The following is a 25454-nucleotide window of genomic DNA, read 5'->3' on the forward strand; positions in this document are numbered from 1 at the left end:
CTGGGAACGCCGGGCGCGCTGCCGCGCGTAGCCATCGTCAAGTCAGGAAAAACCATGATTTTCGCTCGCGCGCGATTAAATTGGCAAATTCATTTACTGGATCGATTGATTACCAATGCGCATGAAAACGGTAAAAATTGTGCGCGGGCCGAAAGTGCTCTACAGCAACATTCGGGCCGCGAGTGGGTCAATTTCACGGCTTTTCAATCGTCTGGTCAGCATGATTTTCGTCACATCTTTGGGCATCCGAAACGGTCGGCCAACGCGAAAAAACTCTGACGTAACATGGTGTTACAACCATCGAGCAGGCCTAACACTTTTTGGCTCGACTGCCGCGACCGGTCCAAATAAATTGTTGGATACACCGGTTGGCGGGTTTTTGCATCGTCTCGATGCAGGCGCCTGAAACCTCCGACTACAGCCGGTTGTCCGCCTGATCGAAAGCTCGCGTTTTCGACCCACGGACGGGAATATCGGTCGGACGCAAGGCAGTTTCGACATGACGCTCACTGGCTTTCGCAAGACTACCCGGCTTTTCGCATCCGCTGCGCTCGGCGCGCTGGCGGTGGCGGGTTCGCTCGCGCTCGCGGGGCCGCGCGTCGAGTGGCTGTCCTCGGCGGTGTTCAGCGATTCCGCCCCGAGCAGGCAATCGCTGCACTTCACGCCGGTCGCCGCCAAAGACGGTTTGACGCCCGTGAGCGCCGAAGTGCGCCCCGGTCCGCGCGCCGATCAGGCGGTGCCCATCCGCGGCGCGGGTTCCATTCGCGCCGACATCACGCGCTACAACGAAGAGCGCAGCCTGCCGCGCCCACCCGGGCGTCCGGCGGACGATGGCCGCGCGCCGGCCAACGCGAATTACCGCAACTGATTCTCCCTTCCCGTCGGCAATAGCTGTCGTTCCGTGCGTTTACCGTGCAGAACGAAAAACTATTGGCACGTCTAGTTCCGCTGCCGCGATGACGTAATCTCGCCACAGTTACGCAGCGATTTTCTTTAAGACGTTCCGCTCTTTTTTCCGCGCACGGACAATGCGCCCTGCGCGGAGAAATGTCGTATTTCCAATATTTCGAATGGCTTTCGGCGCTTCGACAGGCGCGCCGCTGCTCGCTTCGCAAAGCATTGAGCCACATGGAATCCTGCGCGCGCGTTCGACTCGATTCGCTTCGCGGGATGCGCAGTCGATCGGCATTATCCGAACCGCTATACCCGCAATAACCAAAAACATTTTTGACCGGAAAAATGGTCCGTAAAGATGGTGCCGCTCCACACGCGATGCCACTCTCGCCCACATGAACCGTCAACCGGTCAAACAAGGCGAGGCAACGCTCCTCGCCCGCCAAGCTTTTAATTTTCGACAAAAGACAGGAGAGTTCATGAAGTCAACCGTCAACCGTGCGCCGAAGACTACGGTGAAAGCAACGGTCAAGGCCACCGCGGTCGCCGCAGCGATGCTCGGCCTCTTTGCCGCGGGCGCGGCACACGCGCAATCGAGCGTTTCGCTGTACGGGCAGGTCGACGAATGGGTCGGCGCTACAAAATTCCCGGGCGGCGATCGCGCGTGGAACGTCAGCGGCGGCGGCATGTCGACGTCGTACTGGGGCTTGAAGGGCGCCGAGGATCTGGGCGGCGGCTACAAGGCCATCTTCACGCTGGAAAGCTTCTTCCGCGCACAGAATGGCCAGTACGGGCGCTTCCAAGGCGACACCTTCTTCGCGCGCAACTCGTACGTCGGCATACAAGGTCCGATCGGCACGTTCACCGCAGGCCGCCTGACGACGCAACTCTTCGTCTCGACGATTCTCTTCAACCCGTTCGTCGATTCGTACGTCTTCTCGCCGATGGTCTATCACGTGTTCCTCGGCGCAGGCACGTTCCCGACGTATCGGACGGATCAGGGCGTGGTCGGCGATTCGGGCTGGAACAACTCGGTGCAGTACACGTCGCCTGACTTCAACGGTCTGTCCGGCAGCGTGATGTACAGCTTCGGCAACACCGCCGGCGACGGCCGCTCGAAGAAGTACAGCGCGCAGTTCCTGTACTTCCACGGCCCGTTCGCGGCCACGGGCGTCTATCAGTACGTGAACTTCAACAACGTACCCGGCGACCTGACGACGATCGACGGCTTCGCGACGCCCGGCTACAAGAGCCAGAGCGTCGGGCAACTGGGTGCGTCGTTCGACATGAAGTACGTGAAATTCTTCGCGCAGTACATGTACACGAAGAACGACTTCGACGGCCCCGGCACGTTCCACGTCAACACCGGACAGGGCGGCGTGACCGTGCCGGTCGGTCCGGGCACGGTGATGGCGTCGTACGCGTACTCGCGCAGCAATGGCGGCCTCGACCAGACGCACAAGAGCTGGGCGGTCGGCTACGACTACCCGCTGTCGAAGCGCACCGACGTCTACGCGGCGTACCTGAACGACAAGTACACGAGCATGTCGTCGGGCGATACGTTCGGCGTCGGCATCCGCGCGAAGTTCTAAGCAGCGCACACGCCCAAACGAAAACACCGCGCTTCATGCGCGGTGTTTTTTTGCGGCTATCGGAAAAGGATCAGCCGATCGCGAGGCGCGTCTTCGCGTCGTCGTACTCGCGCTTCAGGCGCTGGACCAACTCGGCCACGCTCGGCACGTCCTCCATCAGCCCGACGCCTTGCCCCGCGCCCCAGATCTCCTTCCATGCCTTCGCCTTGCTCGTGCCTTCGGCGAAGTTCATCGCTTCCTTGTTGGACTCCGGCAAAGCGTCTGGATCGAGCCCCGCTTTGACGATGCTCTCGCGGATGTAGTTGCCGTGCACGCCGGTGAAGAGGTTCGTGTAGATGATGTCGGCGGCTTTCGCATCGACGATTGCGCGCTTGTAGGCCTCCAGCGCGTGCGCTTCTTTCGTCGCGATGAAGCGCGTGCCCATGTAGGCGAGGTCCGCGCCCATCGCCTGCGCGGCGAGAATCGAGCCGCCGTTGGCGATTGCGCCCGACAGCACGATCGGACCGTCGAAGATGCGCCGCACTTCGCCGACGAGCGCGAACGGTGACGTCGTGCCCGCATGGCCGCCCGCGCCCGCCGCGACGAGAATGAGGCCATCGACGCCCGCTTCGAGCGCTTTCTGCGCGTGTCTCAGATTGATGACATCGTGCAGCACGATGCCGCCATACGAGTGAACGGCGTCGATCATTTCCCTGACCGGCGCACGCAGGCTCGTGATGAAGATCGGCACCTTGTGCTCGACGCACACGCGCACATCCTGCTCGAGCCGCGCATTCGACTGATGAACGATCTGGTTCACCGCGATCGGTCCGATGACCGCTTCAGGATTCGCCGCCCTGTGCTCCGCGAGCGCGGCCTGAATCTGGGTGAGCCATTCGTCGAGCAATTCGGCGGGGCGAGCGTTCAGCGCCGGAAACGAGCCGACGATCCCCGCCTTGCATTGCGCAAGCACGAGTTCCGGATAACTGACGATGAACATCGGCGAGCCGACGACGGGCAATGTGAGGTGCTGCAAGATGGCGGGCAGGGCCATGGCACGAATCTCCTGAATGTGTCCGGGCAGCATTGAAACCATTCTACGAACTGGCGCTCGTTTTCGGGAAAGCGTGCGCGCCCGGATAGCGAACGATCGTTCGATTATAAGCACGGCATCGTCGGCGAAACATCCGCCATTTCCCGAGGAAGTCTTCGGTTTCCGCGTTCGCACGCCCTCCGGCGCGTGAGCAATGGCGCACCCGCGCCTACAATGACCCGCAATGCCACGAACAAGAAAACACCATGTCTTTCGGAGACTACGAGCCGTTTCGCGTCGATGCGGGGGACGTCGAAATCGTCGGGATGAAAGGCGGTGACGGGCCGCCGCTGCTCCTCATGCACGGTCATCCGCAAACGCACGAAATCTGGCACAAGTGCGCCGGCGAGCTTGCCAAGCACTTCACCGTGATCGCCACGGATCTGCGCGGCTACGGCGCGTCGGGGAAGCCGAAAAGCGACGCGCGTCACACGCCGTATTCGAAGCGCGCGATGGCCGCCGATCAGGTCGCGGTGATGCGTCACTTCGGCTTCGAACGCTTTCTCGTCTGCGCGCATGATCGCGGCGCGCGTGTCGCGCATCGCATGGCGATGGACTTTCCGGATGCCGTCGATCGTCTGATGCTGCTCGATATCGCGCCGACGCTCGCGATGTACGAGGCGACCGACCGCGCCTTCGCGACCGCATACTTCCACTGGTTCCTGCTGATTCAACCGTCGCCGTTGCCCGAGTTGCTGATCGGCGGCAATCCGAACGCCTATATCGATCGCGTGATGGGCAATCGGCACGCGGGACTCGCGCCGTTCGCGCCGCACGCGTTGCAGGCGTATCGCGACGCGCTCGCATCGCCCGGCGCGATCTTCGCGATGTGCGAGGACTACCGCGCATCGGCGAGCATCGATCTGGACCACGATCGCGCCGATCTCGAACGCGGCCTGAAGGTCGCGTGTCCGCTGCGCGTGCTATGGGGAGAAGAAGGCGTGATCGAGCGATGCTTCGATGCGCTCGATGAATGGCGGCGCGTCGCACGCGACGTGAGCGGCCGCGCGCTGCCGTGCGGGCACTACATTCCCGAGGAACAGCCCGACATGCTGCTCGCGGAAATGCTCGCCTTCTTCGAGGCCGATGCGCCCTGAAACCCGCGCCGGCATTGGGTCTTACGCCGATTCAGGTGATCGTTAAAGTTTTGTAGGGAAAGCACCGATGCACGTGAAACAGCGTCGCGCTACGATACGCTGGACGTTGATCACGTCCCTATGATTCTGCCGCTTGCCGTAGCTGACAAGCGGCTTTCTTTTGGGCGTCCGGTTTGATCAGGCCGCCGACACCATCGCGCCGCTCACGTTCACCGAGCCGCCGCGCGCCAATTCCCCGACGATCGTCTCGATGAGCCTCCGACGCTCGCCCGGCCGCGCGAGCGCATCGGCGGCGGCGCGCATCGCGCGGGCTTGCCCGGTCATTGCGAGCAAGGCGTCGAAGGACATCGCGCGCACTTCCATCAGCTTGAACACGATCAGCACCTTGAGCGCGTTCTTCGCGTTGCGTGTGGGATCGGCTTGCAGATAGTCGAGCCGCGATGCAGCCACATCGAGCGCGCGCGCGACATCGGTGAATGGCGCGCCGTGCCCGGGAATCACGAGATCGAGGTCGAGCGTCGAGATCAGTTCGAGCACCGCGCGCTCTTCCGCGAAACCGCTGTCGCCTTCCAACTCGGGAAAGATCACGCCGAAGCCGTTTTCCCATAACGCGTCGGCGCTGATCAGTACGCGCATCTGCGGACAATGCAGCATCAAGGAATGCGGATCGTGGCCCGGCGCGCCGAGCACGTTCCATTCGAAGCCGCCGAGCGCGAGCGTCGTGCCGTGTTCGATCGTTCCCGTGAAGTCGAAGCGTTCGCAGCGCTGGCCGGTTGCGCGAAACGTGAGCGCTTCTTCATCCCACGTGCGCACGGCGTGCGCCTCGCTCGCGGGAATCAGCGTGCGGCACGCATGGTTTTCCTGAAGCAGCGCGTTGCCGCCGCAATGATCCGAATGCAGATGCGTGTTGACGATCAGATCGAGCGTGCGCGCGCCGAGCTTCTGCTTCACGAGCGCGAGCGTCTGCGGCGCGTGGGACGCATAGCCGGTATCGACGATCGCGGTGCCTTCATCGCTCGCGAACAGCACATTGTTCGAGGACAGCCAGCCGCGCTCGAACACCGTCATGGATTCCGGAAGCGCCTTCACGCGCGCGGCTCCTTCGGCATCACGAGGATGGTGGCCGTCCCCTTCATCACCGTCTCGCCGTGCTGATTGCGCGCGCCGCCTTCGAGCTTCACGAGGTCGCCGCCGAGGCTCGCTTTCCACTTCGCTTCGGTGACGCGCCAGAACATCGTGAGCACGTCGTTTGCCTTCGCGGCGCGCGTCAGCTTGATCCCGAACTCGAGGCCGAGCGGCTGCGCGTCGCGCGAGAAATGCGCGGCGAGCATCGCCATCAGATGCGCGGTCGGCTGCGTGCCGGAGGCGATCAGCGAACCGAAGCGGCTCGCGCGCGCGTAGGCGTCGTCGTGATGCAGCGGGTTGAGATCGTTGACGAGCGTCGCGAAATGTTTGATCGAATCGGGCGGCAGCGCGAGCGTCGCTTCGAACGATTCGCCGATCGTCACGACGCGCGCGCCATGGCGGCGGCTCTCGACGCGCGCGAGCACCGCGCGCTTTTCATGATCGTCGCTGGATGCCCAGGCCGCGATTTCGCCGATGGTGCGAAGGCAGCCGTCGCAGAAGCCGGTCTCCGGGTTCATGCGGCAGACGTCGACGCACGGCGACGCCAGGCCGGTCATGACTCGGCCGTCTCGCGCAAGGCGACATCGACGACCGGCGCGCCCGTCAACTCGATCAACTCTTGCGGCGACAGATTGAACACCGCATGCGGATGCCCCGCCGCGGCCCAGAGACTGTCGAGCGCGAGCAGGTCTTCGTCGATCAGCGTGACCGGCTCGACCGCGTGGCCGATGGGGCACACACCGCCGATCGCATAGCCGGTCTTCTCGCGCACGAACTTCGCATCCGCGCGCGCCAGTGCGCCGACGCGCGCCGCGACCTTCGCCTCGTCCACGCGATTCGCGCCGCTCGCGATCACGAGCACGGGCGCATCGTCCTCGCGGCGCCGAAAGAGAATCGACTTGGCGATCTGCGCGACCGCGCAGCCCAGGCCGGCGGCGGCCTCGGCGGAAGTCTTTCCGGTTTCCGGCAGCATCACGACGTCGTGCGGATGGCCGCGTTCCTTCAGCAAGAGCGCGACGCGGCGCGCGGAATCGGGTAATTGATCGATCATCGTGGTCCTTTGTCGTTCAGGCGCAGGCTGCGACGCCATCGCGCTTTTTCGTGAAGAGCGCACGGCCGGCGCGCGACGAACTGGGCTTGGCGATAGCGCGCGAAATGAAATCGCCGATATCGACGAGCTGATCCAGATCGACGCCCGTCTCGATGCCGAGCCCGTTCATCAGATAGACGACGTCTTCCGTCGCGACATTCCCGGTCGCGCCCTTGGCATACGGACAGCCGCCGAGCCCCGCGACCGATGCGTGGAAAATCTCGATGCCTTCGAGCAGCGCCGCATAGATGTTGCCAATGGCCTGTCCGTACGTGTCGTGAAAGTGCCCGGAGAGCCCCTCGCGCGGAAACACCTTCTGCGCCGCCGCGAGCACTTCGCGGGTGCGCTTGGGCGTGCCGACGCCGATCGTATCGGCGATGTCGATTTCATCGCAGCCGAGCGCCTTCATGCGCTCGACGACATCCACGACCGACTCGATGCTCACTTCGCCCTGATACGGGCAGCCGAGCGCGCACGAGATGCTGCCGCGCAGGCGCATGCCCGCGTCCTTCGCGGCTTTCGCGACCGGTTCGAAACGCGCGATGCTCTCCGCGATGCTGCAGTTGATGTTCTTCTGCGAGAACGCCTCGCTCGCCGCGCCGAAGATCACGATCTCATCGGCCTTCGATTCGAGCGCGCCTTCGAAGCCGCGCATGTTCGGCGTCAGCACGGAGTAGATCGTGCCCGGACGGCGCTCGATGCCAGCCATCAGGGCGGCGGCGTCGGCCATCTGCGGCACCCATTTGGGCGACACGAACGACGTCGATTCCACATTGACGATGCCCGCGCGCGCGAGCCGGTTCACGAGCTCGATCTTGGTTTGCGTGGGCACGAACTCCTTTTCGTTCTGCAGGCCGTCGCGCGGCCCGACTTCGACGATTTTCACCTTGGCCGGAATCATGGCTGTCTCCTTTTATATGCGATGCGTTCAGTACCCGCGCTTGAAATCGACGATGCCGCTGATCCGTTCGCCGCGCGCGAGCGCTTTGATCTTGCCGGCGATCTGCACGATGCTTTCTTCGCGCAGCGTTTCCGCCGAAATGTGCGGCGTGACCGACACGCGCGGGTGCGTCCAGAACGGATGATCCTGCGGCAGCGGTTCCGTGTGGAAGACATCGAGCGTGGCGGCGGCGATCTGGCCGCTGTCGAGCGCGGCGAGCAGATCGGCGTCGACGAGATGCGGGCCGCGCGCGACGTTCACGAGATACGCGCCGCGCGCGAGCCTGCCGAACGCGCGCGCGTTCAGAATGCCTTCGGTGTCGGGCGTATGCGGCAACAGGTTGATGAGCACCTTCACGCCGTCGAGAAAAGCATCGAACTGATCGGGGCCTGCGTGAACCTGCACGCCTTCGATCATCTTCGGCGACCGGCTGTAGCCCCGCACCGGCACGCCGAGCTTCAGCAGTCCCTTTGCGACTTCAGCGCCCAGCACGCCGAGCCCGAGCACGCCGACGGTGAACGACTCGCGCGCGTGCTGCGGCAGCTTTTCCCAGCGGCGTTCGCGTTGCAGCGCGTCGTATTCGTCGAAACGGCGCAGATAGCGCAGCACGCAGCAGGTCGCGTATTCGACCATCTGCCGGGCCATGCCGGTATCTTCGAGACGCACGAGCTTCGCGTTCGGCGGCAACGTGCCGGGTTCCTTGCGCTCGACATCGAGAATGGCGTCGACGCCCGCGCCGAGATTGAACACGGCCTTCAGATCCGGACGATTCGCGAAGAGCTCGCGCGGCGCCCGCCAGACGATCGCGTAATCGGCGGGCGCGGTGTCCCCCGGTTCCCACACGCGCAGGTCCGCATCCGGCAACTCGCGTCTCAGGCCGCCGAGCCACGCGTCGAGATCGGCGCCCTTTTCGTAGAAGATGATTTTCATGCGTGGCCGTGTCCGCACGAGCGCCCGGTGCTTTCGACGCCGACGTTCTGCGCAGACTCCGCGCGCATGCCGAGACGCTCGATCAGCTTGCGGTCCGCTTCGGCTTGCGGGTTGCTCGTCGTCAGAAGCTGGTCGCCGTAGAAAATCGAATTCGCGCCGGCGGCGAAGCACAGCGCCTGCAGCGCTTCGTCCATCTGCTCGCGACCGGCGGAGAGACGCACCATCGCCTTCGGCATCGTGATGCGCGCGACCGCGATCGTGCGCACGAACTCGAACGGATCGAGTGCGTCGACGCCCGTGAGCGGCGTGCCCGGGACCTGCACGAGATTGTTGATCGGCACCGATTCGGGATACGGCTCCATGTTTGCGAGCTGCGAGATCAGCCCCGCGCGCTCGCGCCGCGATTCGCCCATGCCGACGATCCCGCCGCAGCAGACATTGATGCCCGCGTCGCGCACGTGCTCCAGCGTGTCGAGACGATCCTGATACGTGCGCGTCGAGATGATCTGACCGTAAAACTCCGGCGACGTATCGAGATTGTGGTTGTAGTAATCGAGACCGGCTTCGCGCAGCCCCTGCGCCTGATGCGCTTCGAGCATGCCGAGCGTCACGCAGGTTTCGAGGCCCATCGCCTTGACGCCGCGGATCATGTCCTTGATCGGCTCCAGATGACGATCCTTCGGATTGCGCCACGCCGCGCCCATGCAAAAGCGCGTCGCGCCGTTGGACTTCGCGACTTCGGCCGCCTTCAGCACTTCGTCGACGTCCATCAGCTTGTCGGCCTTGAGGCCGGTGTCGTGATGCACCGATTGCGGACAGTACGCGCAGTCTTCCTCGCAGCCGCCCGTCTTGATCGAGAGCAGCGTGGAAAGCTGCACCGCGTTCGGATCGAAATTTTCGCGATGCACGGTCTGCGCGCGATAGAGCAGATCGTTGAACGGCAAGTCGTACAGCGCGACGACATCGGCGACGCGCCAGCGCTGCATCGGCTGCGGCGTGGTCGTGGAAGTGGTCTCTGCGGCGGTTTGCTGTGTCATGGGGTCAATCCTTTCGATGAAGCTGGTCTGTCAGAAGGCCGATGTCGAGCGAATCGGCGGCGCGCCGTGCGTCGTTCGGCGCGAGATGCGGGATCACGCCGATGAGCGGCGCTTCGATGCGTTGCTTGAGCGTTGCGATATTTTCGTCCGGATACAGCATGTTCGGGTCGACGCGATTCGCGACCCAGCCCGCGAGCGTCAGTCCGCGCGAGGCGATGGCTTCCGCGGTCAAGAGCGCGTGGCTGATGCAGCCGAGCCGCATGCCGACCACGAGCACCACCGGCAGATTCAGCGCGACGGCGAGATCGGCGGTGTCGTGGGTATCGTCGAGCGGCACGCGAAACCCGCCGACGCCTTCCACCACGACGATATCCGCTTTCGTCGCGGCATGGCGATGCGCGTCGACGATGCGCCCGATATCGAGCGCGATGCCTTCACGCGCGGCGGCGATGTGCGGCGCGATCGGCTCGCGCATCATGAACGGCGTGCGGATGTCGTTGGGCAGTGCGACGCTCGCGGCGGCGTCGAGCTGATCGGCGTCTTCGTTGTGCAGCACGCCGTCGCGCTCGCTGGCGCCCGACGCGATCGGCTTCATCGCGGCGGCGCGCAGGCCGGCGCGCGCGAAGCCGTGCAGCAGCGCCGCGGAGACGAAGGTCTTGCCGATTTCCGTATCGGTTCCGGCGACGAATAGCGATAAGGCGGTCATAGCGTGTTCAAAGCGTGATCGAGGCGCGCGAGATCGTCCTCGCTGTGCGCGGCGGAAAGCGAAATGCGCAGCCGCGAGGTGCCGGCGGGAACCGTCGGCGGGCGAATCGCGGGCACCCAGAGGCCGTGCTTGTCGAGCGCGGCGGCGATTTCCAGCGTTTCGTCGTTGCCGCCGATCACGAGCGGCTGCACGGCGGTATGCGAATCGACGGGCATCCAGCGCGTGCGTTTCAGCATCGCGCGGGTCGTCTCGATGAGCGATGCGAGATGCGCGCGCCGCTGATCGCCCTCGTCGCTGCCGATGATCCTCACGCTCGCCGACACCGCATGCGCGACAGCGGGCGGCGACGCCGTCGTGAAGATATACGGACGCGCCCGCTGCACGAGCCATTCGGCGACGGTTTCATCCGCCGCGACGAACGCGCCCGCGACGCCCGCCGCCTTGCCGAGCGTGCCCACATAGACGAGATGCGGCGAGCGCAGCGCGTAATGCGCCAACGCGCCGCGTCCTTGCGGGCCGAGCACGCCGAAACCGTGCGCATCGTCGACGACGAGCCACGCGCCGTATTTCTCCGCGAGTTCGACGAGACGCGGGAGCGGCGCGATGTCGCCGTCCATGCTGAACACCGTATCGGTGACGATGAGCTTCGTCGCGGCGCAGTCACCTGAGGCGTCGAGCATCGCGTCGAGGGCGTCCATGTCGGCGTGCGGGTAGATCTGCGTTTCCGCGCGCGACAGGCGCACGCCGTCGATGAGCGACGCGTGGTTCAGTGCATCGGAGAACACGAGCGTGCCGCGCCCGGCGAGCGCGGTCACCACGGCGAGGTTCGCCATGTAGCCGGTGCTGAAGAAGAGCGCGCGCGGGTTGTCGACGAAACCGCCCGAGAACGCGGCGAGATCGTCTTCGAGTTGCGCGTGGGCGCGCGAATGGCCGCCGAGCAGATGCGAGCCGCCGCTGCCGGCGCCGAACAGCGACGCGCCCTGCCCGAGCGCCGCGCGGATCGCTTCGTGCGCGGCGAGGCCGAGATAATCGTTGCTCGCGAAGCCGACCATCTCGCGGCCATCGACCGTCATGTGCGCGGAGCACGCGCTGTCGATCGTCTTGCGGCGGCGTCGCAGGCCGCGCGCGTCGATATCGGCGAGGCCTTGCTTCAGCGTTTCATACAGCGCTTGCGAACTGTTCGTCATGCTGCGTCTCCGCCAAGCGTCGCGTCGAGCGTGTCGCGCGTGCGTTGCGCGAGGAGCAGGAGTTCGTCGTCGGAGAGGATGTACGGCGGCATCAGATAGACCGTCGTGCCGATCGGACGCATCAGCAGTTCGCGCTGCAACGCGTTGGCGAAAAAGCGGCGCGAGAAAGTCTTGTCGTCGATATCGACATCGAACGCGAAGATCGTGCCGCGCTGGCGCAGATTGCGCACGCGCTCATGTTCGAGCAGCGGCTGCAACGCTTCGTGCAGCAACGCGGACTTGCGCCGGTTCTCCGCGAGCACGTTCGCGCGCTCGAAGAGATCGAGCGTCGCCAGCGCGGCGCGGCACGCGAGCGGGTTGCCCGTGTACGAATGCGAATGCAGAAAGGCGCGGGTGATGTCGTCGTCGTAAAAGGCGGCGTAGATATCGTCACGCGTGAGGACAATCGAAAGCGGCAGGTAGCCGCCGCTGATGCCCTTCGACAGGCAAATGAAATCCGGCCAGATTCCGGCCTGCTCGCACGCGAAAAACGTACCGGTGCGCCCGCAGCCGACCGCGATTTCATCGGCGATCAGATGCACGCCGAATTCGTCGCAAAGTGCGCGCAACTGCGTGAGATACGACGCGTCGTACATGGCCATGCCAGCCGCGCATTGCACGAGCGGCTCGACGATGACCGCCGCGAGTGCCGACGCGCGTTGCTCGAACAGCGCGCGCATTGCGCCGATGGCTTCATCGACGCCCACCGCGGCCGGCGACGCGACCACATGCGCATGACGAATCAGCGGATCGTAAGCGTCCTTGAAAATGGCGACATCGGTGACGCCGAGCGCGCCGATCGTTTCGCCGTGATAGCTGTTCGCGAGGCACGCGAACTCGCGCTTCCCGCCCCGTCCGCGATTGCGCCAGAAGTGAAAGCTCATCTTCAGCGCGATCTCGACCGCCGAGGCGCCGTCCGACGCAAAAAAGGCATGTCCGAGCGTGCGGCCGGTCAGCGCACAAAGACGCTCGGCCAGTTCGACCGCCGGTGCGTGCGTGCAGCCGGCGAGCATCGCGTGTTCGAGCGTGTCGAGCTGATCTTTCAGCGCGCGGTTGATGTCGTCGTTCGCGTGGCCGAAGAGATTCACCCACCACGAGCTGATCGCATCGAGATAGCGGTTGCCTTGCGGATCGTAGAGCCACGCGCCCTTGCCGCGCGCGATCGGCACGAGCGGCACGCGCTCGTGATGTTTCATCTGGGTGCACGGATGCCACACGGCCGCGAGCGAGCGGGCAACCCAGTCCTGATTGGCTTCTGTGTTCAAAAACGGCTCCCAGGCCCGCGCGCGCGGTGCGGGCCGGATACGTCGGGCAGGCGCCTGGACGCCTGCGTTGCGGGGAAAACTGCGCGAGTCAATTATCCCTAAAAGATGCGCAGGCTTCCGTATTCGGAAGGTTTTTTTGGGCATGCGCGCGTGCCCAACGGAAATGCGAAAACGCGCTATCGCACGCAACTTCGTTCAATTCGAAGCGTTGTCGGCGGATTGGCGCGGAAGATGCGTGTTCGATAAAGGCGAACGCCGGTGCGAAGACCGGCGTTCGGAGGAATCGGGAAAGGGCGCGGTCAGCGCGATGCGGTCTGCGTCTCGGCCGCCTGATCGTTCCAGACGACGCGATTGTTCACCGCGTAGAGCCTGCAAGGATCGGCGCTCTGCTTCTGGCAGCTCGCAATGGCGACGGCCATCGGATCGTCGCCGCCTTCGGCCCACGACCACGCGCCGGAATCCGACACGGCGAACGCGCGGCTCGAATACTGCGAGAGGAAGTTGCGATAGCCGGCGCGGCCGTTTTCATCGACGTACGGAACGGCCTGCACCGAATCGAGATCCGCGAAGTGGGTCGCGTTCGGCATGTTCGGCTCGGAAACCTGGTACTGCACGGCGGTCGGCATGCCGATCTGCGCGAGGAAGGACTTCACGCGCGGCCACCAGATCTGCACGCCGTCGCGATCGCCGACGAGCCGATGCGCATCGTTCTTGTAGGTGCCGAAATCGACCATGTTCGCGCGCGCACCGTGCGACGTGAAGGCGGTGAACATCTGCGTGGAAAGATCGCCCTGCCAGACCGAGTCGTTGTCGCCGTAGAGCCACAACGACGGCAGGCGCACGTTCTGGCCGTAATCGCCGAACGCGCTGACGAGGTTTTTCTGCCAGCCCGTGCATTCGTCCTGACGCAGGCCGCCCGAGAAGTTGATGAGGCCTCGCACGCCGGGCGCCGCGACGGCATCGCGCGCGCCGTAGGCGATCGTCGTCAGGCCGCCGTGCGACGTGCCCGCGACGACGATATGTGTCTTGTCGACATACGCCTGCTCGCTCATGTACGCGACGGTCGCCGCGACATCCTGTGCCTGGGCGAAGCCGTTCGCCTCGACGTCGCAGCCGTGGCCGGCATAATCGCCGCCCGAGCCCGCGAAACCACGGCGATTCGGCACGACCACGACATAGCCGTGGCGCACGAATTCACGCGCGAGCGCGACCGGCCGATTGCGCGGCTGCGCGTGCGAGTCGCCGGGAAGCTTGCCGTGGTTGAAGACGATCATCGGGAACGGGCCGGCGCCGTCCGGCTTGAATACCGTGGTTTCGAGCGCGATGTCCGCTTCGGGAATTTCGATGACGGCTTCGTTCAGCCCATTCGAGACGGCGGGCAGGCCGGCATCGAGCGAATCGGGAATGCGGGAAAGCGGCTGGCCGAATGCGGGCGCCTGGAGACCTTCGGATTGACGCACGCCGCCGATCGGTTCGGCGCGCACGGCGGACGTGACGAGTGACGTCGCGAGCGCGCACACCATGCTGCATCCGACCAACCAGGTTCTGATCGCCATCCGTGAACTCCGACTGCGCTTCCAATAAGGCGTTGATCCGGCGCGGCCCAACGCTTTTTGAAGTCACAAACCTATCGCGCTGCTCGTGAAGAGCAGTATCGGCTGCGGGTTCCGGGAGTCATGCCCGAAAAAGGCATGACAATTGGCTTCAAAACGGGGCTTCGCTGCGAGCGTCCGGGCACGGAGATGACTGCGCCCTGACGAACACAGATTAACCGTTCAAAATTGCACTGCACAATAAGTGGTACCCCGTAACTGTTTAATCTGAAAGGAAATTCTTAGGAAATTAATACCGTACGCCACTGCATATTTCTTAAAGACATATTTACTTTTCTTTTATCTGTCCATCGACGTAAATCCAGTTTCCATCGATGTTGCGCGTGAAGCGGCTCGCCTCGTGCAACCGATGCGCGCGCCCGCCTGTCTTGTAGCGCGCAACGAACTCCACTTCCTCGTGATCGGCATCGATTCGTGTGTGGCGCATGATCTGCAGGCCGAGCCAGCGCGTGCCGGCGTCGGCTGCGTCGAGGTCGGGCGGGCACGTGGATTCGGCCCATGTCGCACGAAGATAGGCCGTGTCGCCGAGCACGTAGGCGGTGTAGCGCGAACGCATCAGTTCCATCGCGCTGGCGGGCTTTTCGCTGCCCTCGATGAACCGCCCGCAGCACGCTTCGTAACGCGGCGCGCGTGCATTGGGGCGCTGATCGGGCGCGGCGCCGCCGCAGGGACAGTCCACCGGCTTCATTGATCGACGCCCGGCATCTCGACATGCCGCGGCTGGCTGCGCACGCGTTCGAGCCACGCGCGGATCGCCGGGTAGCGCGACAGGTCGATATTCGCTTCACCGGCGACGTGCGTGTACGCATAGAGCGCGATATCGGCGACGCTGTACCGCTCGCCGACGAAATACGTGCGGGTGGCGAGATGCTGCTCCATCACGTCGAGCGCGCGATAGGAACCGGCGATCTTCTCGGGCAGGCGGGCATCGCCGGGATTCTTCTGAAACTGTAAGATGAAGCGCGCCACGGCCACATACGGCTCATGACTGTACTGCTCGAAGAACATCCATTGCAGCGCTTGCGCGCGCTCGAGGCGATCGGTCGGCATGAGGGGAGTGCCGTCGGCGAGATAGCAGAGGATCGCGTCGGATTCGGATAGCGTCGTGTGTTCGTCGATGACGAGCACCGGCACCTTGCCGTTCGGATTGAGCCGTTTGAATTCGTCGGTGCGGGTCGCCCCGTGCATCATGTCGACTTCATGCCACGCGTAAGGCAGGCCGAGCTGTTCGAGGATGAGGCGAACCTTGTAGCAGTTGCCCGATGCGGAAACGCCGTGTACTTGATAGGTCACATTCCCTCCAGTTTCACCATTCGAGCTTCGTGCCGTCGTATTGCACGAAGGTCCCGTTGAACGCGTCGCGCATCGCGCCCGCTTCGGCGATCACCGCGCGCATGCCCGACACGCTGTGCGCGACGTCGATCGCCGCCGACGGTCCGCCCATTTCCGTGCGCACCCAGCCCGGATGCAGCGCGACGCACGCCGAATGACGCGATTCCAGCGACGCCACTTTCAGCGCCGAATTGAGCGCTGCCTTGCTCGCCCGATACAGCCAGCCGGTCGTGCCGCTCGCCCCGCCGATGCTGCCCATCTTGCTCGACACGACCGCGAGCACGCCGTTCGCGGCATCGGTGAGCGGCAGAAGCACGGGAAGCAGTTGCATCGGGCCGCGGACGTTCGTGTGCATGACCTGATCGAAATCGTCGGCGCCGATGGTTTCGACGCCTTCGGTGCGCGGACCGTACACGCCCGCAACCACGATCGCCACGTCCAGCTTTTCCTCGTCCAGTTGCCACGCGAGCGCGGCGATCTGCTCGGGCTGCGTGACGTCGAGCGGGAAGGTTTGCGCGCCCATCGCGTCGAGCGCGGAGAGCGAGGCCTTGTCGCGGGCCGTGGCGAGCACGCGCCAGCCATCGCGACAATATTCGCGCGCGAATTCGTGGCCGAGGCCGCGCGACGCGCCGACGATCAATACCGTTTTCATGACCGATACGTTCCTTGTTTGGACGACCTTGCGACTATAGCGCGCGACTCGGCGTCGCGGATCGTTCGCCGGCCTTTCGGCTATCGTTGTGCGCTTTCAGAAAAGCAAGACGGAAAGATGAGGCATACCGATATCGTGATCGTCGGCGCGGGGCCGGCGGGTTTGTGTCTGGCGAATGCGTTGAGCGGCGCGGGTTTGTCGATCGTGCTCGTCGAGCAGCAGAGCGACGACGCGCTGCGCGAGCCCGCGTTCGACGGACGCGAGATCGCGTTGACGCAGAAATCCGTCACGTTTCTGAAGACGCTCGGCGTGTGGGCACGTATCGACGCGCACGCGAAATCGCAGCTTGCGGACGCGCGCATCTTCAACGGGTCGTCGCCGTTCGCGCTGAAGATCGGTCACGCGCTTTCGGGGCATGCCGAGCTCGGCTGGCTCGTGTCGAATCATCTGATCCGGCGCGCGGCGTTCGATGCGGTAGGGCATCGTCGCGCGTCGGGCGCGGACATCCGCATCATCGCGTCCGAGCGCGTGATCGATATCGATACCGATGCTTCCGGCGCGCGCGTGCGGCTCGAAAGCGGCGAGACGATCGAGGCGCAGCTCGTCGTCGCGGCGGACAGCCGTTTCTCCGCCACGCGCCGCATGCTGGGCATCGCCGCCGACATGCACGATTTCGGCAAGTCCATGCTGGTTTGCTGCATGACGCACGACGCGCCGCACGATCACGCCGCGTGGGAATGTTTCGGCCATCGGCAGACGCTCGCGCTGCTGCCGATGAATCCTGATCCCGAAACAGGCGCGCATCGGTCGTCGGTCGTGGTGACACTCGACGCGCGTGACACAGAGCGACTGAACGCGCTCGATGCCGATGCGTTCAATCGCGAAATCGAGCGACGCTTCGAGCGAAGGCTCGGGACGATGGCGTTGCGCACGACGCGGCATGTCTATCCGCTGGTGTCGGTTTATCCGAAGCGTTTCGTGGCGAAGCGTTTCGCGACGGTCGGCGATGCGGCGGTCGGCATGCATCCGGTCACGGCACATGGGTTCAATTTCGGGCTGGCGGGCATCGAGATGCTTTCACGCGGCATTGGCGATGCGCGCGCGGCGGGGCTCGATATCGCCGGCGATGCGCTGCTCGCGCGATATGAGCAGAAGCATCGGCAGGAGACGCGGCCGCTTTATCTGATCACGCGGTTCATCACGGAGATCTATACGCGCGATTCGTTGCCCGCGCGGGTCGCGCGTGACACGATGTTGCGCATCGGCGAAAGATTGACGCCGTTCAAGCGCGCCGTGGCGATGTCTTTGGCGGGGCGATGAAGGGTCGTTGCAGTAAATTCCTGTATCGTTTGGATGACTAGGGATGCTTATTGAATCGGAGTACAGTCTCGCTACTCGCAACGCTCAGACGAGGAGCAGACCATGTTCAAAATCATTCAAGGAACCTTACCGTCGAATATCGACGAGAGCGAGCTTCGGGAGCTTCAGGCGGTATACCGCCCGACGCATGAAGATCGAGGCGCAAGTGCGAAGGCAGATGGGGGAGCCGGACGATGACGATAACGCAGGCTTCATCAGAGCCCTCATGAGTTTTCCGAAAATCGACTGCGACGATTCCATTTTCGATCGTCACGCCAGCACCGGAGATTCCGATGTTTCTGGCTGATACGAACGTCATCAACTAGCAACCGCGCCGGCCCCGGCACCCGGCACCCGGACCGGCTCGCGGCACTCAAACCAGTTCCACGCCCATCGCGGTCGCTTCGCCGCCGCCAATACACAAACTCGCGACGCCACGCTTCAGCCCGCGCGACTTCAACGCGCCGAGCAACGTCACCAGAATCCGCGCCCCCGAAGCCCCGATAGGATGCCCGAGCGCACACGCGCCGCCATTCACGTTGACCTTGTCGTGAGGCAGATCGTGCTCGCGCATCGCGGCCATCGTCACGACGGCGAACGCTTCGTTGATTTCATACAGATCGACATCGCTCGCGCGCCAGCCGTTCTTCTCGAAGAGCCTGTTGATCGCACCGACGGGCGCCGTCGTGAACAACGCGGGCTGCTGCGCAAACGTGCTGTGCCCGACGACGCGCGCAATCGGATACACACCGAGACGTTTCGCCGTCGACTCGCGCATCATCACGAGCGCCGCCGCGCCATCCGAAATGGACGACGAATTGGCCGCCGTCACCGTCCCGTCCTTGGCAAACGCGGGCTTGAGCGACGGAATCTTGTCGATGTTGGCCTTGAACGGCTGCTCGTCGCGATCGACGACCGTATCGCCTTTTTTGCCCGGCACGGTGACCGCCGCGATCTCCCACTTGAACGAGCCGTCTTCGTTCGCCCGTTGCGCGCGCCGCAGCGATTCGACTGCGAACGCATCCTGCGACTCGCGTGAGAACGCATACGACGATGCGCATTGCTCCGCGAACGTTCCCATCAGGCGGCCCTTCTCGTACGCGTCTTCGAGGCCGTCGAGGAACATGTGATCCAGCACCTGACCGTGGCCCATGCGCATGCCGCCGCGTGCCTTCGGCAAAAGATACGGCGCGTTCGTCATGCTTTCCATGCCGCCCGCGACGATCGCATCGACCGATCCGGCGAGCAGCATGTCATGCGCGAACATCGCGGCGCGCATGCCGGAGCCGCACATCTTGTTGATCGTCGTGCAGCCGGTCGACAGCGGCAGCCCCGCGCCGAGTGCAGCCTGACGCGCGGGCGCCTGGCCCTGGCCGGCGGGCAGCACGCAACCCATGATCGCCTCGTCGATCTGCTCGGGTTTCACACCCGCGCGCTCGACTGCGGCCTTGACCGCCGCAGCGCCGAGCCCTGCCGCGGTCAGCGACCCGAAATCGCCCTGAAACGCCGCCATTGGCGTGCGCGCCGCCGATACGATGACGACGGGATCGGTTTGTGTCTCACTCATGTTTCAACTCCTTGATGACGCCTTGAATAACGGCGGGAATATCGCCCAGACGCGCCGCATCGGACGCGAGTACATCGTTCTCCGCGGAATGCGCGCCGCTTCGGCTCATCGCGGCAATGCACGACTGATACACCGGATCGATCTCATCCGATGCGCCGATCATCATGCCCATGTTGCGCAGGCGGCCATCGTGCACGCCGTAGGTCCAGCCGTGCACGGTGAGTTCCTGACCGCGCGCCCATGCATCGTTGACGACGGTCGTGCGGCATACATTGATGGTCTGCTCGATCGTGTTCAGCTCCACGAGACGGCGATGCCGCGCGTCGCCCATCGGCCATTCGTCGAGCAGCCCGGCGTGCTTCTCGCGCACGTCTTCGACATGGCGCAGCCAGTTGTCCGCGAGACCGACGCGCCGCCCGACGAGCGCCGCGCCCACGCCTGAGCAACCGTAATGGCCGACGACCATGATGTGCTTCACCTTCAGCAGATCGACGGCGAACTGGATGACCGAAAGACAGTTGAGGTCCGAGTGCACGACCACGTTCGCGATGTTTCTGTGCACGAACACTTCGCCCGGCGGCAGGCCGATGATTTCGTTGGCGGGCACGCGCGAGTCTGCGCAACCGATCCACAGATATTCCGGCGTCTGCTGATGCGCGAGACGCTGGAAGAAGTCGGCGTCCTCGGCGAGCTTGCGCTGAACCCATTCCTGATTGTTGGCGAACAGGTGAGCAAGCGGAGTCGAGGTTTCGTTGTTGTCGGAAGTAGGGTTCATGTTCGAAAGTCAAAGCGGGACGGCGCGCGTCAGGCGGCGCGCGCGTCGTGTCGGCCGGACTCGTCGAAGCGCTCCGGATAACGGATGCAGAATCGGACGTCCCGGTCATAGGGAAAGAAATCGGCGAGTTCGCCGCGCTGCAGTTGTTCCTTGTAGCGCTGCCAGAGCGCGGGATCGAAAAAATCCGCGTGATGGCGCATGAACGCCTCGCGCACGCGCGGATCGCCGAGCAGAAATGTGCCGTACGTTTCGGGAAAGATATCGTGCGGCCCGACGGTATACCACGGTTCGCCCGACAGCTCGTCTTCCTCATTGCGCGGCGGCGGCACGCGGCGCACGTTGCAGTCGGTCAGATACTCGATTTCGTCGTAGTCGTAGAACACCACGCGACCGTGCCGCGTCACGCCGAAGTTCTTGTACAGCATGTCGCCGGGGAAGATGTTGGCCTGGATCAGCTGCTTGATCGCATCGCCGTATTCCTTGATGCCGTGATCGACTTCGTCATCGCTTCCGTCTTTCAGAAAGAGATTCAGCGGCACCATGCGGCGCTCGATATACACGTGCCGGATGACGAGATTGTCGCCTTCGTACTCGATCATCGACGGCGCTTCCTTCTCCAGTTCGCGGATGAGCGCGTCGTCGAGGCGCGCGACGGGCAGCGCGACGCTCGAATATTCGAGCGTGTCGGCCATGCGGCCCAGGCGATCGTGACGCTTCACGAGCTGATACTTGTCCTGGATCTTCTGCCGCGTGGTTTCCTTCGGCGGCGGAAACGCGTCCTTGATGAGCTTGAACACATAAGGAAACGACGGCAGCGTGAAGACGATCATCACGAGCCCTTTGATGCCGGGCGCGACGATGAACTTATCGCTCGAATGCGACAGATGATGCAGCAAGTCGCGATAGAAATCGTTCTTGCCCTGCTTCTGCAAGCCGAGCGACGTATAGATTTCGGCCTTCGGTTTGCGCGGCATGATCGTGCTCAGGAACTGCACATACGCCGATGGCACTTCCATATCGACCAGAAAATACGAGTGCGAGAAGCTGAAGATAATGAGCACCTGCTCGCGCGACAGCAGCACGGTGTCGAGCGCGAGCAGCCCGGGCGACGTGTGCCGGATGGCGATGGCGAAGGGCAGCAGCGCATCGCCGTTGATGACGCGCCCGACGATATACGCCGCCTTGTTCCGGAAGAACAGCGACGACAGCACATGAATCTGAAAATTCGGCGCGGGCGTGATATCGCCGAAAGCATCGCGCATCGCCTGTATCACGCATTGCACGTCGCGCTGCAAGTCTTCGAACGGCGGATCGAGCTGAAAATTCGTGACGATGCGCTCGAGCGTCGCGGCGAGGCCGTCCTTCTGCGGGTAATACGCGCGATAGGTGGGCTTCGCGGCGGGTTCATCGTTTTCGATGTATTCGGTCGAGATTGCCGGCCGCACGAAGATGAAATCGTTGTTGAAGTACGAGCGATGCAGGATCTTGCAGCACACGGAATTGAAGAACGTCTCCGCGCATTCGGGCTGGCGGTGCGTCGTCAGCAAGCCGATGTAGTGCAGCTTGATCTGCTGCCACACGTCGTCGTCGATGTTCTCGGCGTCGTATTCGTCTTCGAGCAGCGTCACGCATTCGGCGACGCGATCGTCATACGATGCAATGCGCTCGCGCGCCAGTTGCTGCACCGCGAGCCATTCGCCGCGCTCGAACAGGCCCTTCGCCTTGATCGCGGCGTCCCGGAACACGCGGTAGTGATGCTCGAAGCCTTCGAGTATCGTCTGCGCGACATCGAAGCCGATTTGCGACGAGAGCAGCTTGGGGAAATGATTCATGTCGACCCTGCGCTTCGGGTGGGGCAGTCACGTCATGCCGCTTTGGGTTTGCGCGCGCGCTTTTCCGTTCCTGCTGCGATCAGCGCGCGGCCTTGTTCCTCATACGCGGCGAGCTCGGTGAGCGTCGTGTTCAGGTCTTCGAGCTGACGTTCGAGCACCTCGCGATGCGCCGCGATCGTATCGACGAACGCTTGCAATTGCGTGGTCGAGCCGGTCGGCGAGTCATAGAGATCGAGCAGCGTGCGGATTTCCGACAGCGTGAAGCCGAGCCGCTTGCCGCGCAGCGTGAGCTTGAGGCGCGTACGGTCGCGCGGCGAATACACGCGCCGCAGGCCGTTCGAGCCTTCGCGCTTCGGCGCGAGCAGGCCCTGATCTTCGTAGAAGCGAATCGCACGCGGTGTGATGTCGAATTCGCGCGACAGTTCGGTGATCGTGTAATGCGTCGGCTGAGTCATCGCGGGCCGGCAGCGCAAATGCGCGCGCAACGTTAGAATGGATGTTTACGTTATCGTCAACTTCGCTAAATTGCAACGCGGCGCAAACCCGGAGACACGGACCGAATGAACGCACTCGAACACCAGCTCGATTATGTTTTCGCCGACGCGCTGCCCGAATCGGGCGGTGTCAAGGAAGTGGCGCCGGGCGTTTTCTGGCTGCGCATGCCGTTGCCGTTCGCGCTCGATCACATCAATCTCTGGCTGCTGCGCGACGAGATCGACGGCGTGAAGGGCTGGACCGTGATCGACTGCGGCATTTCGAACGACACGATCCGAGCGAACTGGGAGCGTGTGTTCGACACCGTGCTCGATGGCCTGCCCGTGCTGCGCGTGATCGTCACGCATTGCCATCCGGACCATCTGGGCCTTGCCGACTGGATCTGCAACGGCGGCGACAAAAAGCGCTGGAACGTGCGCCTGTGGATTTCGCTGGGCGAATACGCAATGGGCCGCGTGATGGCCGCCGGCGACGGCTCCAACGCCGGCGGCGAGCGCGCGGCGGCGCATTTTGCCGCGCACGGCTTGACCGACGAAGCCTCGCTCGATGCCTTGCGCAAGCGCGACAGCTACTACCCGACGCTCGTGCCGTCGATGCCCGCCGAATACCGGCGCATCCGCAACGGCGATGTCATCCGTATCGGCACGCGCAATTGGGAAGTGGTGTCGGGCTACGGGCATTCGCCGGAGCATAGCGCGCTCTTCTGCGCGGCCGACACGCTGCTCATTTCCGGCGACATGGTTCTGCCGCGCATCTCGACGAACGTGTCCGTGTTCGCGGTCGAGCCGGAAGGCAATCCGCTCGCGTTGTATCTGGAATCGCTCGGCCGCTATGAGACGATGCCCGCCGATACGCTCGCGCTGCCATCGCACGGCAAGCCGTTTCGCGGCGTGCAGACGCGCATCGGGCAATTACGCGAGCATCATCGCGCGCGGCTCGCAGAGGTGCGCGAGGCGTGCGCACTGAAACCGTGCAGCGCCGCGGATATCGTGCCGATCATGTTCAAGCGAAAGCTCGACATTCATCAGATGACATTCGCGCTCGGCGAAGCACTCGCGCATCTGAATCTGCTCTGGCTCGATGGCACGTTGAGGCGCGAAACCGGCGATGACGGCGTGATCCGCTTTTCGCCGGTTTGACATTGCGGTAGTTACTGCACGGAAACGCCGCCGAAGTTCACGCGCCCGAACGGACTCACGTTATAGCCGCTGACGTTCGCACGCGTGAGCGCCGCAGCCGTCGGGTAGACGAGCGGAATCCACAGCGCCTGGTCGTGGATGATCTTCTGCGCATCGACATAGGCCTTGGTGCGCTGCGCGACATCGGGCGTCGACTTGCCGTCGGCGATGAGCTTGTCTAGCCGGCTGTCGCAGTAGCGCGCGAAGTTGATGCCCGACTTCACCGCATTGCAACTGAAGAGCGGCGACATGTAGTTGTCGGGGTCGCCGTTATCGCCGGCCCAGCCCATGAACAGCATGTCATGCTGACCTTGCTTCGCCTCCTTGATCAGTTCGCCCCACTCGATCACCTTGACTTGCGCCTTCACGCCGATCTTCGCGAGGTCGGCCTGCAGCAATTCGGCGCCGGCTTTCGGATTCGGATTCAGCACGCTGCCGTTCGGGCGCACCCAGATGGTCGTGTCGAAACCGTTCGGGAAGCCTGCGTCGGCGAGCAGTTTCTTCGCATCGGCGGATGAATACTTGTACGCCGCGATGGTCTTGTCGTAGCTCCACGTGTTGGGCGGATACGGATTCACGGCGGGCGTGGCCGTATTGTCGAACACGGTCTTCATGTACGTCGTGCGATCGAAAGCCATGTTGATCGCCTGACGCACCTTCGGGTTATCGAGCGGCTTCTTCTGCGTATTGAGCGCGACGAACGCCGTCATGAACGCGGGCGCTTCGCTGACTTTCAGCGACTTGTCCTTTTTCGCGTCGAGCACGTCCTGCGGCTTCGGCGACAGCGCGATCTGGCATTCGCCCGCCTTGATCTTCTGCGCGCGCACGGACGCATCCGGCGTGATCGCGTAGATCAGGCGATCGACCTTCGGCTTCGGACCCCAGTACGCCGGATTGACGTCGTAGCGGATCACCGAATCCTTCGTGTAGCTCTTCAGCACGAACGGGCCCGTGCCGATGGGCTTGCTGTTCAGATCGTTTTGCTGGTTCGCCTTCAGCAGCTTGTCCGCGTATTCGGATGAATAGATCGATGCGAAGCCCATCGTGAGAATCGGCACGAAGGTCGCGTTCGGCTCGTTGAGCTCGAATTTCACGGTATGGTCATCGACTTTCGTTACGGCCTTGATGAGCTTTACGAGGCCCATCGACTGCGCGTGCGGAAAGCCGCTCGCGCCCGCCACTTTGTGCCACGGATTGCTGTCCGACAGCATGCGCTCGAACGTGAAGACGACATCGTCGGCGCCGAGCGGGCGCGTCGGTTTGAAGTAATCGGTCGTCTGGAACTGCACGTTCGGACGGAGATGGAACGTGTAAGTCAGGCCATCGCTGCTCACGTCCCACTTTTCCGCGAGCGAAGGGGCGACCTTCTTCGCGGCTTCGTCGTAAGAGACGAGCGTATTGAAGACGACATCCGCCGACGCATTGGTCGTCACGAGCGAATTGAATTGCACGACATCGAAGCCGTCCGGGCTCGATTCGGTGCAGACGGTGAGCGGCTTGCTCATCGCGATTGTCGGCGCGGCGAGGATGGATACGGCCGCTGCCGCGGCGAGAAGTTTCAGGCGCATGAGATCTCCCGTGACCTTGCGGTCACACAACGTTTGGTTCTTGTTGCAGTCTTGTAGGATCGCTTGGGCGCGCGCAGCAAGCGTCGCGCCCGGCGCGGCCAGATTACCG

General features: G+C 63.6%; 26 protein-coding genes. 7 read left to right on the top strand and 19 right to left on the bottom strand.

What is annotated here, in order from left to right; all coding sequences use genetic code 11:
- The first annotated feature begins 54 nt into the window (after positions 1–54).
- The 3 genes from NCS58_RS01410 (at position 55) to NCS58_RS01420 (ending at position 2486) form a co-directional block, all read left to right on the top strand.
- On the top strand, positions 55–279 hold the full coding sequence (locus NCS58_RS01410; RefSeq protein ID WP_250537700.1) for a hypothetical protein: 225 nt from the start codon (positions 55–57) through the stop codon (positions 277–279).
- Between the two features lie 220 nt (positions 280–499).
- Positions 500–868 carry a hypothetical protein gene (locus NCS58_RS01415; protein ID WP_061116761.1) on the top strand — a complete coding sequence of 123 codons (369 nt, stop codon included), beginning with the start codon at positions 500–502 and terminating at the stop codon, positions 866–868.
- 505 nt (positions 869–1373) lie between these two features.
- Positions 1374–2486 (top strand): porin, encoded by a 1113-nt coding sequence (locus tag NCS58_RS01420; RefSeq protein WP_061116762.1) that lies wholly within the window; start codon positions 1374–1376, stop codon positions 2484–2486.
- Positions 2487–2556: 70 nt separating this feature from the next.
- Here NCS58_RS01420 and NCS58_RS01425 read toward each other — a convergent pair whose 3' ends face one another.
- Entirely contained in the window at positions 2557–3519 is a 963-nt protein-coding gene (locus NCS58_RS01425; RefSeq protein ID WP_061116763.1) for a nitronate monooxygenase family protein, read from the bottom strand.
- Between the two features lie 245 nt (positions 3520–3764).
- Here NCS58_RS01425 and NCS58_RS01430 point away from each other — a divergent pair, with 245 nt between their 5' ends.
- A complete protein-coding gene (locus NCS58_RS01430) occupies positions 3765–4655 on the top strand; it encodes an alpha/beta fold hydrolase (RefSeq protein WP_250537701.1) in 891 nt (296 codons plus the stop codon).
- 177 nt (positions 4656–4832) lie between these two features.
- Here NCS58_RS01430 and NCS58_RS01435 read toward each other — a convergent pair whose 3' ends face one another.
- The 13 genes from NCS58_RS01435 to NCS58_RS01495 all read right to left on the bottom strand — a co-directional run bounded on the left by NCS58_RS01435 (position 4833) and on the right by NCS58_RS01495 (position 16571).
- Positions 4833–5744, bottom strand: coding sequence for an MBL fold metallo-hydrolase (locus tag NCS58_RS01435; protein WP_250537702.1), 912 nt, complete (start codon positions 5742–5744; stop codon positions 4833–4835).
- Positions 5741–6337, bottom strand: a complete 597-nt coding sequence (locus NCS58_RS01440) for a DUF1289 domain-containing protein (RefSeq protein WP_086960787.1) — start codon at positions 6335–6337, stop codon at positions 5741–5743. Before NCS58_RS01440 ends, NCS58_RS01435 begins: the two co-directional genes overlap by 4 nt.
- Positions 6334–6831 carry a YbaK/EbsC family protein gene (locus NCS58_RS01445; RefSeq protein WP_086960813.1) on the bottom strand — a complete coding sequence of 166 codons (498 nt, stop codon included), beginning with the start codon at positions 6829–6831 and terminating at the stop codon, positions 6334–6336. Before NCS58_RS01445 ends, NCS58_RS01440 begins: the two co-directional genes overlap by 4 nt.
- Positions 6832–6847: 16 nt before the next feature.
- Positions 6848–7771, bottom strand: coding sequence for a hydroxymethylglutaryl-CoA lyase (locus tag NCS58_RS01450; protein WP_250537703.1), 924 nt, complete (start codon positions 7769–7771; stop codon positions 6848–6850).
- 27 nt (positions 7772–7798) lie between these two features.
- Complete coding sequence (locus tag NCS58_RS01455) at positions 7799–8740, bottom strand: glyoxylate/hydroxypyruvate reductase A (protein ID WP_250537704.1); 942 nt, start codon at positions 8738–8740, stop codon at positions 7799–7801.
- On the bottom strand, positions 8737–9777 hold the full coding sequence (bioB, locus tag NCS58_RS01460) for a biotin synthase BioB (protein ID WP_250476160.1): 1041 nt from the start codon (positions 9775–9777) through the stop codon (positions 8737–8739). The genes NCS58_RS01455 and bioB overlap by 4 nt, the downstream gene beginning before the upstream one ends.
- A gap of 4 nt (positions 9778–9781) precedes the next feature.
- Complete coding sequence (gene bioD / locus NCS58_RS01465; protein WP_250537705.1) at positions 9782–10483, bottom strand: dethiobiotin synthase; 702 nt, start codon at positions 10481–10483, stop codon at positions 9782–9784.
- Positions 10480–11670 carry an 8-amino-7-oxononanoate synthase gene (gene bioF, locus NCS58_RS01470; protein WP_250537706.1) on the bottom strand — a complete coding sequence of 397 codons (1191 nt, stop codon included), beginning with the start codon at positions 11668–11670 and terminating at the stop codon, positions 10480–10482. Before bioF ends, bioD begins: the two co-directional genes overlap by 4 nt.
- The gene (locus tag NCS58_RS01475) at positions 11667–12974 is read right to left on the bottom strand and encodes an adenosylmethionine--8-amino-7-oxononanoate transaminase (protein WP_061116771.1); all 1308 of its coding nucleotides are present in this window, start codon (positions 12972–12974) and stop codon (positions 11667–11669) included. The genes bioF and NCS58_RS01475 overlap by 4 nt, the downstream gene beginning before the upstream one ends.
- A 299-nt stretch (positions 12975–13273) precedes the next feature.
- On the bottom strand, positions 13274–14530 hold the full coding sequence (locus tag NCS58_RS01480; protein ID WP_250537707.1) for a dienelactone hydrolase family protein: 1257 nt from the start codon (positions 14528–14530) through the stop codon (positions 13274–13276).
- Positions 14531–14855: 325 nt separating this feature from the next.
- Complete coding sequence (locus NCS58_RS01485; protein ID WP_250476165.1) at positions 14856–15275, bottom strand: YchJ family protein; 420 nt, start codon at positions 15273–15275, stop codon at positions 14856–14858.
- On the bottom strand, positions 15272–15880 hold the full coding sequence (locus NCS58_RS34320; RefSeq protein ID WP_250476166.1) for a glutathione S-transferase family protein: 609 nt from the start codon (positions 15878–15880) through the stop codon (positions 15272–15274). Before NCS58_RS34320 ends, NCS58_RS01485 begins: the two co-directional genes overlap by 4 nt.
- Before the next feature lie 13 nt (positions 15881–15893).
- The gene (locus NCS58_RS01495; protein ID WP_250537708.1) at positions 15894–16571 is read right to left on the bottom strand and encodes an SDR family oxidoreductase; all 678 of its coding nucleotides are present in this window, start codon (positions 16569–16571) and stop codon (positions 15894–15896) included.
- A gap of 117 nt (positions 16572–16688) precedes the next feature.
- On the opposite strand from NCS58_RS01495, the gene ubiM reads away from it, so the two are divergent.
- Both ubiM and NCS58_RS01505 read left to right on the top strand, forming a co-directional pair.
- Positions 16689–17891, top strand: coding sequence for a 5-demethoxyubiquinol-8 5-hydroxylase UbiM (ubiM, locus tag NCS58_RS01500; protein ID WP_250537709.1), 1203 nt, complete (start codon positions 16689–16691; stop codon positions 17889–17891).
- A gap of 187 nt (positions 17892–18078) precedes the next feature.
- Complete coding sequence (locus NCS58_RS01505; protein ID WP_250537710.1) at positions 18079–18237, top strand: hypothetical protein; 159 nt, start codon at positions 18079–18081, stop codon at positions 18235–18237.
- A gap of 66 nt (positions 18238–18303) precedes the next feature.
- Here the strand turns inward: NCS58_RS01505 and NCS58_RS01510 are convergent, their stop codons facing one another.
- Genes NCS58_RS01510 through NCS58_RS01525 form a run of 4 tightly spaced genes read right to left on the bottom strand, consistent with a single transcriptional unit; the run spans position 18304 to position 22559 of the window.
- Complete coding sequence (locus tag NCS58_RS01510) at positions 18304–19497, bottom strand: acetyl-CoA C-acetyltransferase (RefSeq protein ID WP_250537711.1); 1194 nt, start codon at positions 19495–19497, stop codon at positions 18304–18306.
- Entirely contained in the window at positions 19490–20272 is a 783-nt protein-coding gene (gene can / locus NCS58_RS01515) for a carbonate dehydratase (protein ID WP_061116779.1), read from the bottom strand. The genes NCS58_RS01510 and can overlap by 8 nt, the downstream gene beginning before the upstream one ends.
- A gap of 29 nt (positions 20273–20301) precedes the next feature.
- Positions 20302–22104, bottom strand: coding sequence for a bifunctional isocitrate dehydrogenase kinase/phosphatase (gene aceK / locus NCS58_RS01520; RefSeq protein ID WP_250476169.1), 1803 nt, complete (start codon positions 22102–22104; stop codon positions 20302–20304).
- 32 nt (positions 22105–22136) lie between these two features.
- Complete coding sequence (locus tag NCS58_RS01525) at positions 22137–22559, bottom strand: MerR family DNA-binding transcriptional regulator (protein ID WP_061116781.1); 423 nt, start codon at positions 22557–22559, stop codon at positions 22137–22139.
- 105 nt (positions 22560–22664) lie between these two features.
- Here NCS58_RS01525 and NCS58_RS01530 point away from each other — a divergent pair, with 105 nt between their 5' ends.
- On the top strand, positions 22665–23738 hold the full coding sequence (locus tag NCS58_RS01530; protein ID WP_061116782.1) for an MBL fold metallo-hydrolase: 1074 nt from the start codon (positions 22665–22667) through the stop codon (positions 23736–23738).
- An 11-nt stretch (positions 23739–23749) separates the two neighbouring features.
- Here the strand turns inward: NCS58_RS01530 and NCS58_RS01535 are convergent, their stop codons facing one another.
- Positions 23750–25345 (bottom strand): ABC transporter substrate-binding protein, encoded by a 1596-nt coding sequence (locus NCS58_RS01535; RefSeq protein WP_250537712.1) that lies wholly within the window; start codon positions 25343–25345, stop codon positions 23750–23752.
- Between the last annotated feature and the right edge of the window lie 109 nt (positions 25346–25454).

Origin of the sequence: Caballeronia sp. INML3B (assembly GCF_023631305.1) — a bacterium.
Classification (GTDB): Bacteria; Pseudomonadota; Gammaproteobacteria; order Burkholderiales; family Burkholderiaceae; genus Caballeronia; species Caballeronia turbans.

Coding starts and splice junctions, on each gene's coding strand:
- NCS58_RS01410 (WP_250537700.1), top strand. CDS start 55: ATGATTTTCGCTCGCGCGCGATTAAATTGGCAAATTCATTTACTGGAT.
- NCS58_RS01415 (WP_061116761.1), top strand. CDS start 500: ATGACGCTCACTGGCTTTCGCAAGACTACCCGGCTTTTCGCATCCGCT.
- NCS58_RS01420 (WP_061116762.1), top strand. CDS start 1,374: ATGAAGTCAACCGTCAACCGTGCGCCGAAGACTACGGTGAAAGCAACG.
- NCS58_RS01425 (WP_061116763.1), bottom strand. CDS start 3,519: ATGGCCCTGCCCGCCATCTTGCAGCACCTCACATTGCCCGTCGTCGGC.
- NCS58_RS01430 (WP_250537701.1), top strand. CDS start 3,765: ATGTCTTTCGGAGACTACGAGCCGTTTCGCGTCGATGCGGGGGACGTC.
- NCS58_RS01440 (WP_086960787.1), bottom strand. CDS start 6,337: ATGACCGGCCTGGCGTCGCCGTGCGTCGACGTCTGCCGCATGAACCCG.
- NCS58_RS01445 (WP_086960813.1), bottom strand. CDS start 6,831: ATGATCGATCAATTACCCGATTCCGCGCGCCGCGTCGCGCTCTTGCTG.
- NCS58_RS01450 (WP_250537703.1), bottom strand. CDS start 7,771: ATGATTCCGGCCAAGGTGAAAATCGTCGAAGTCGGGCCGCGCGACGGC.
- NCS58_RS01455 (WP_250537704.1), bottom strand. CDS start 8,740: ATGAAAATCATCTTCTACGAAAAGGGCGCCGATCTCGACGCGTGGCTC.
- bioB (WP_250476160.1), bottom strand. CDS start 9,777: ATGACACAGCAAACCGCCGCAGAGACCACTTCCACGACCACGCCGCAG.
- bioD (WP_250537705.1), bottom strand. CDS start 10,483: ATGACCGCCTTATCGCTATTCGTCGCCGGAACCGATACGGAAATCGGC.
- bioF (WP_250537706.1), bottom strand. CDS start 11,670: ATGACGAACAGTTCGCAAGCGCTGTATGAAACGCTGAAGCAAGGCCTC.
- NCS58_RS01480 (WP_250537707.1), bottom strand. CDS start 14,530: ATGGCGATCAGAACCTGGTTGGTCGGATGCAGCATGGTGTGCGCGCTC.
- NCS58_RS01485 (WP_250476165.1), bottom strand. CDS start 15,275: ATGAAGCCGGTGGACTGTCCCTGCGGCGGCGCCGCGCCCGATCAGCGC.
- NCS58_RS01495 (WP_250537708.1), bottom strand. CDS start 16,571: ATGAAAACGGTATTGATCGTCGGCGCGTCGCGCGGCCTCGGCCACGAA.
- ubiM (WP_250537709.1), top strand. CDS start 16,689: ATGAGGCATACCGATATCGTGATCGTCGGCGCGGGGCCGGCGGGTTTG.
- NCS58_RS01505 (WP_250537710.1), top strand. CDS start 18,079: ATGAAGATCGAGGCGCAAGTGCGAAGGCAGATGGGGGAGCCGGACGAT.
- NCS58_RS01510 (WP_250537711.1), bottom strand. CDS start 19,497: ATGAGTGAGACACAAACCGATCCCGTCGTCATCGTATCGGCGGCGCGC.
- can (WP_061116779.1), bottom strand. CDS start 20,272: ATGAACCCTACTTCCGACAACAACGAAACCTCGACTCCGCTTGCTCAC.
- aceK (WP_250476169.1), bottom strand. CDS start 22,104: ATGAATCATTTCCCCAAGCTGCTCTCGTCGCAAATCGGCTTCGATGTC.
- NCS58_RS01525 (WP_061116781.1), bottom strand. CDS start 22,559: ATGACTCAGCCGACGCATTACACGATCACCGAACTGTCGCGCGAATTC.
- NCS58_RS01530 (WP_061116782.1), top strand. CDS start 22,665: ATGAACGCACTCGAACACCAGCTCGATTATGTTTTCGCCGACGCGCTG.
- NCS58_RS01535 (WP_250537712.1), bottom strand. CDS start 25,345: ATGCGCCTGAAACTTCTCGCCGCGGCAGCGGCCGTATCCATCCTCGCC.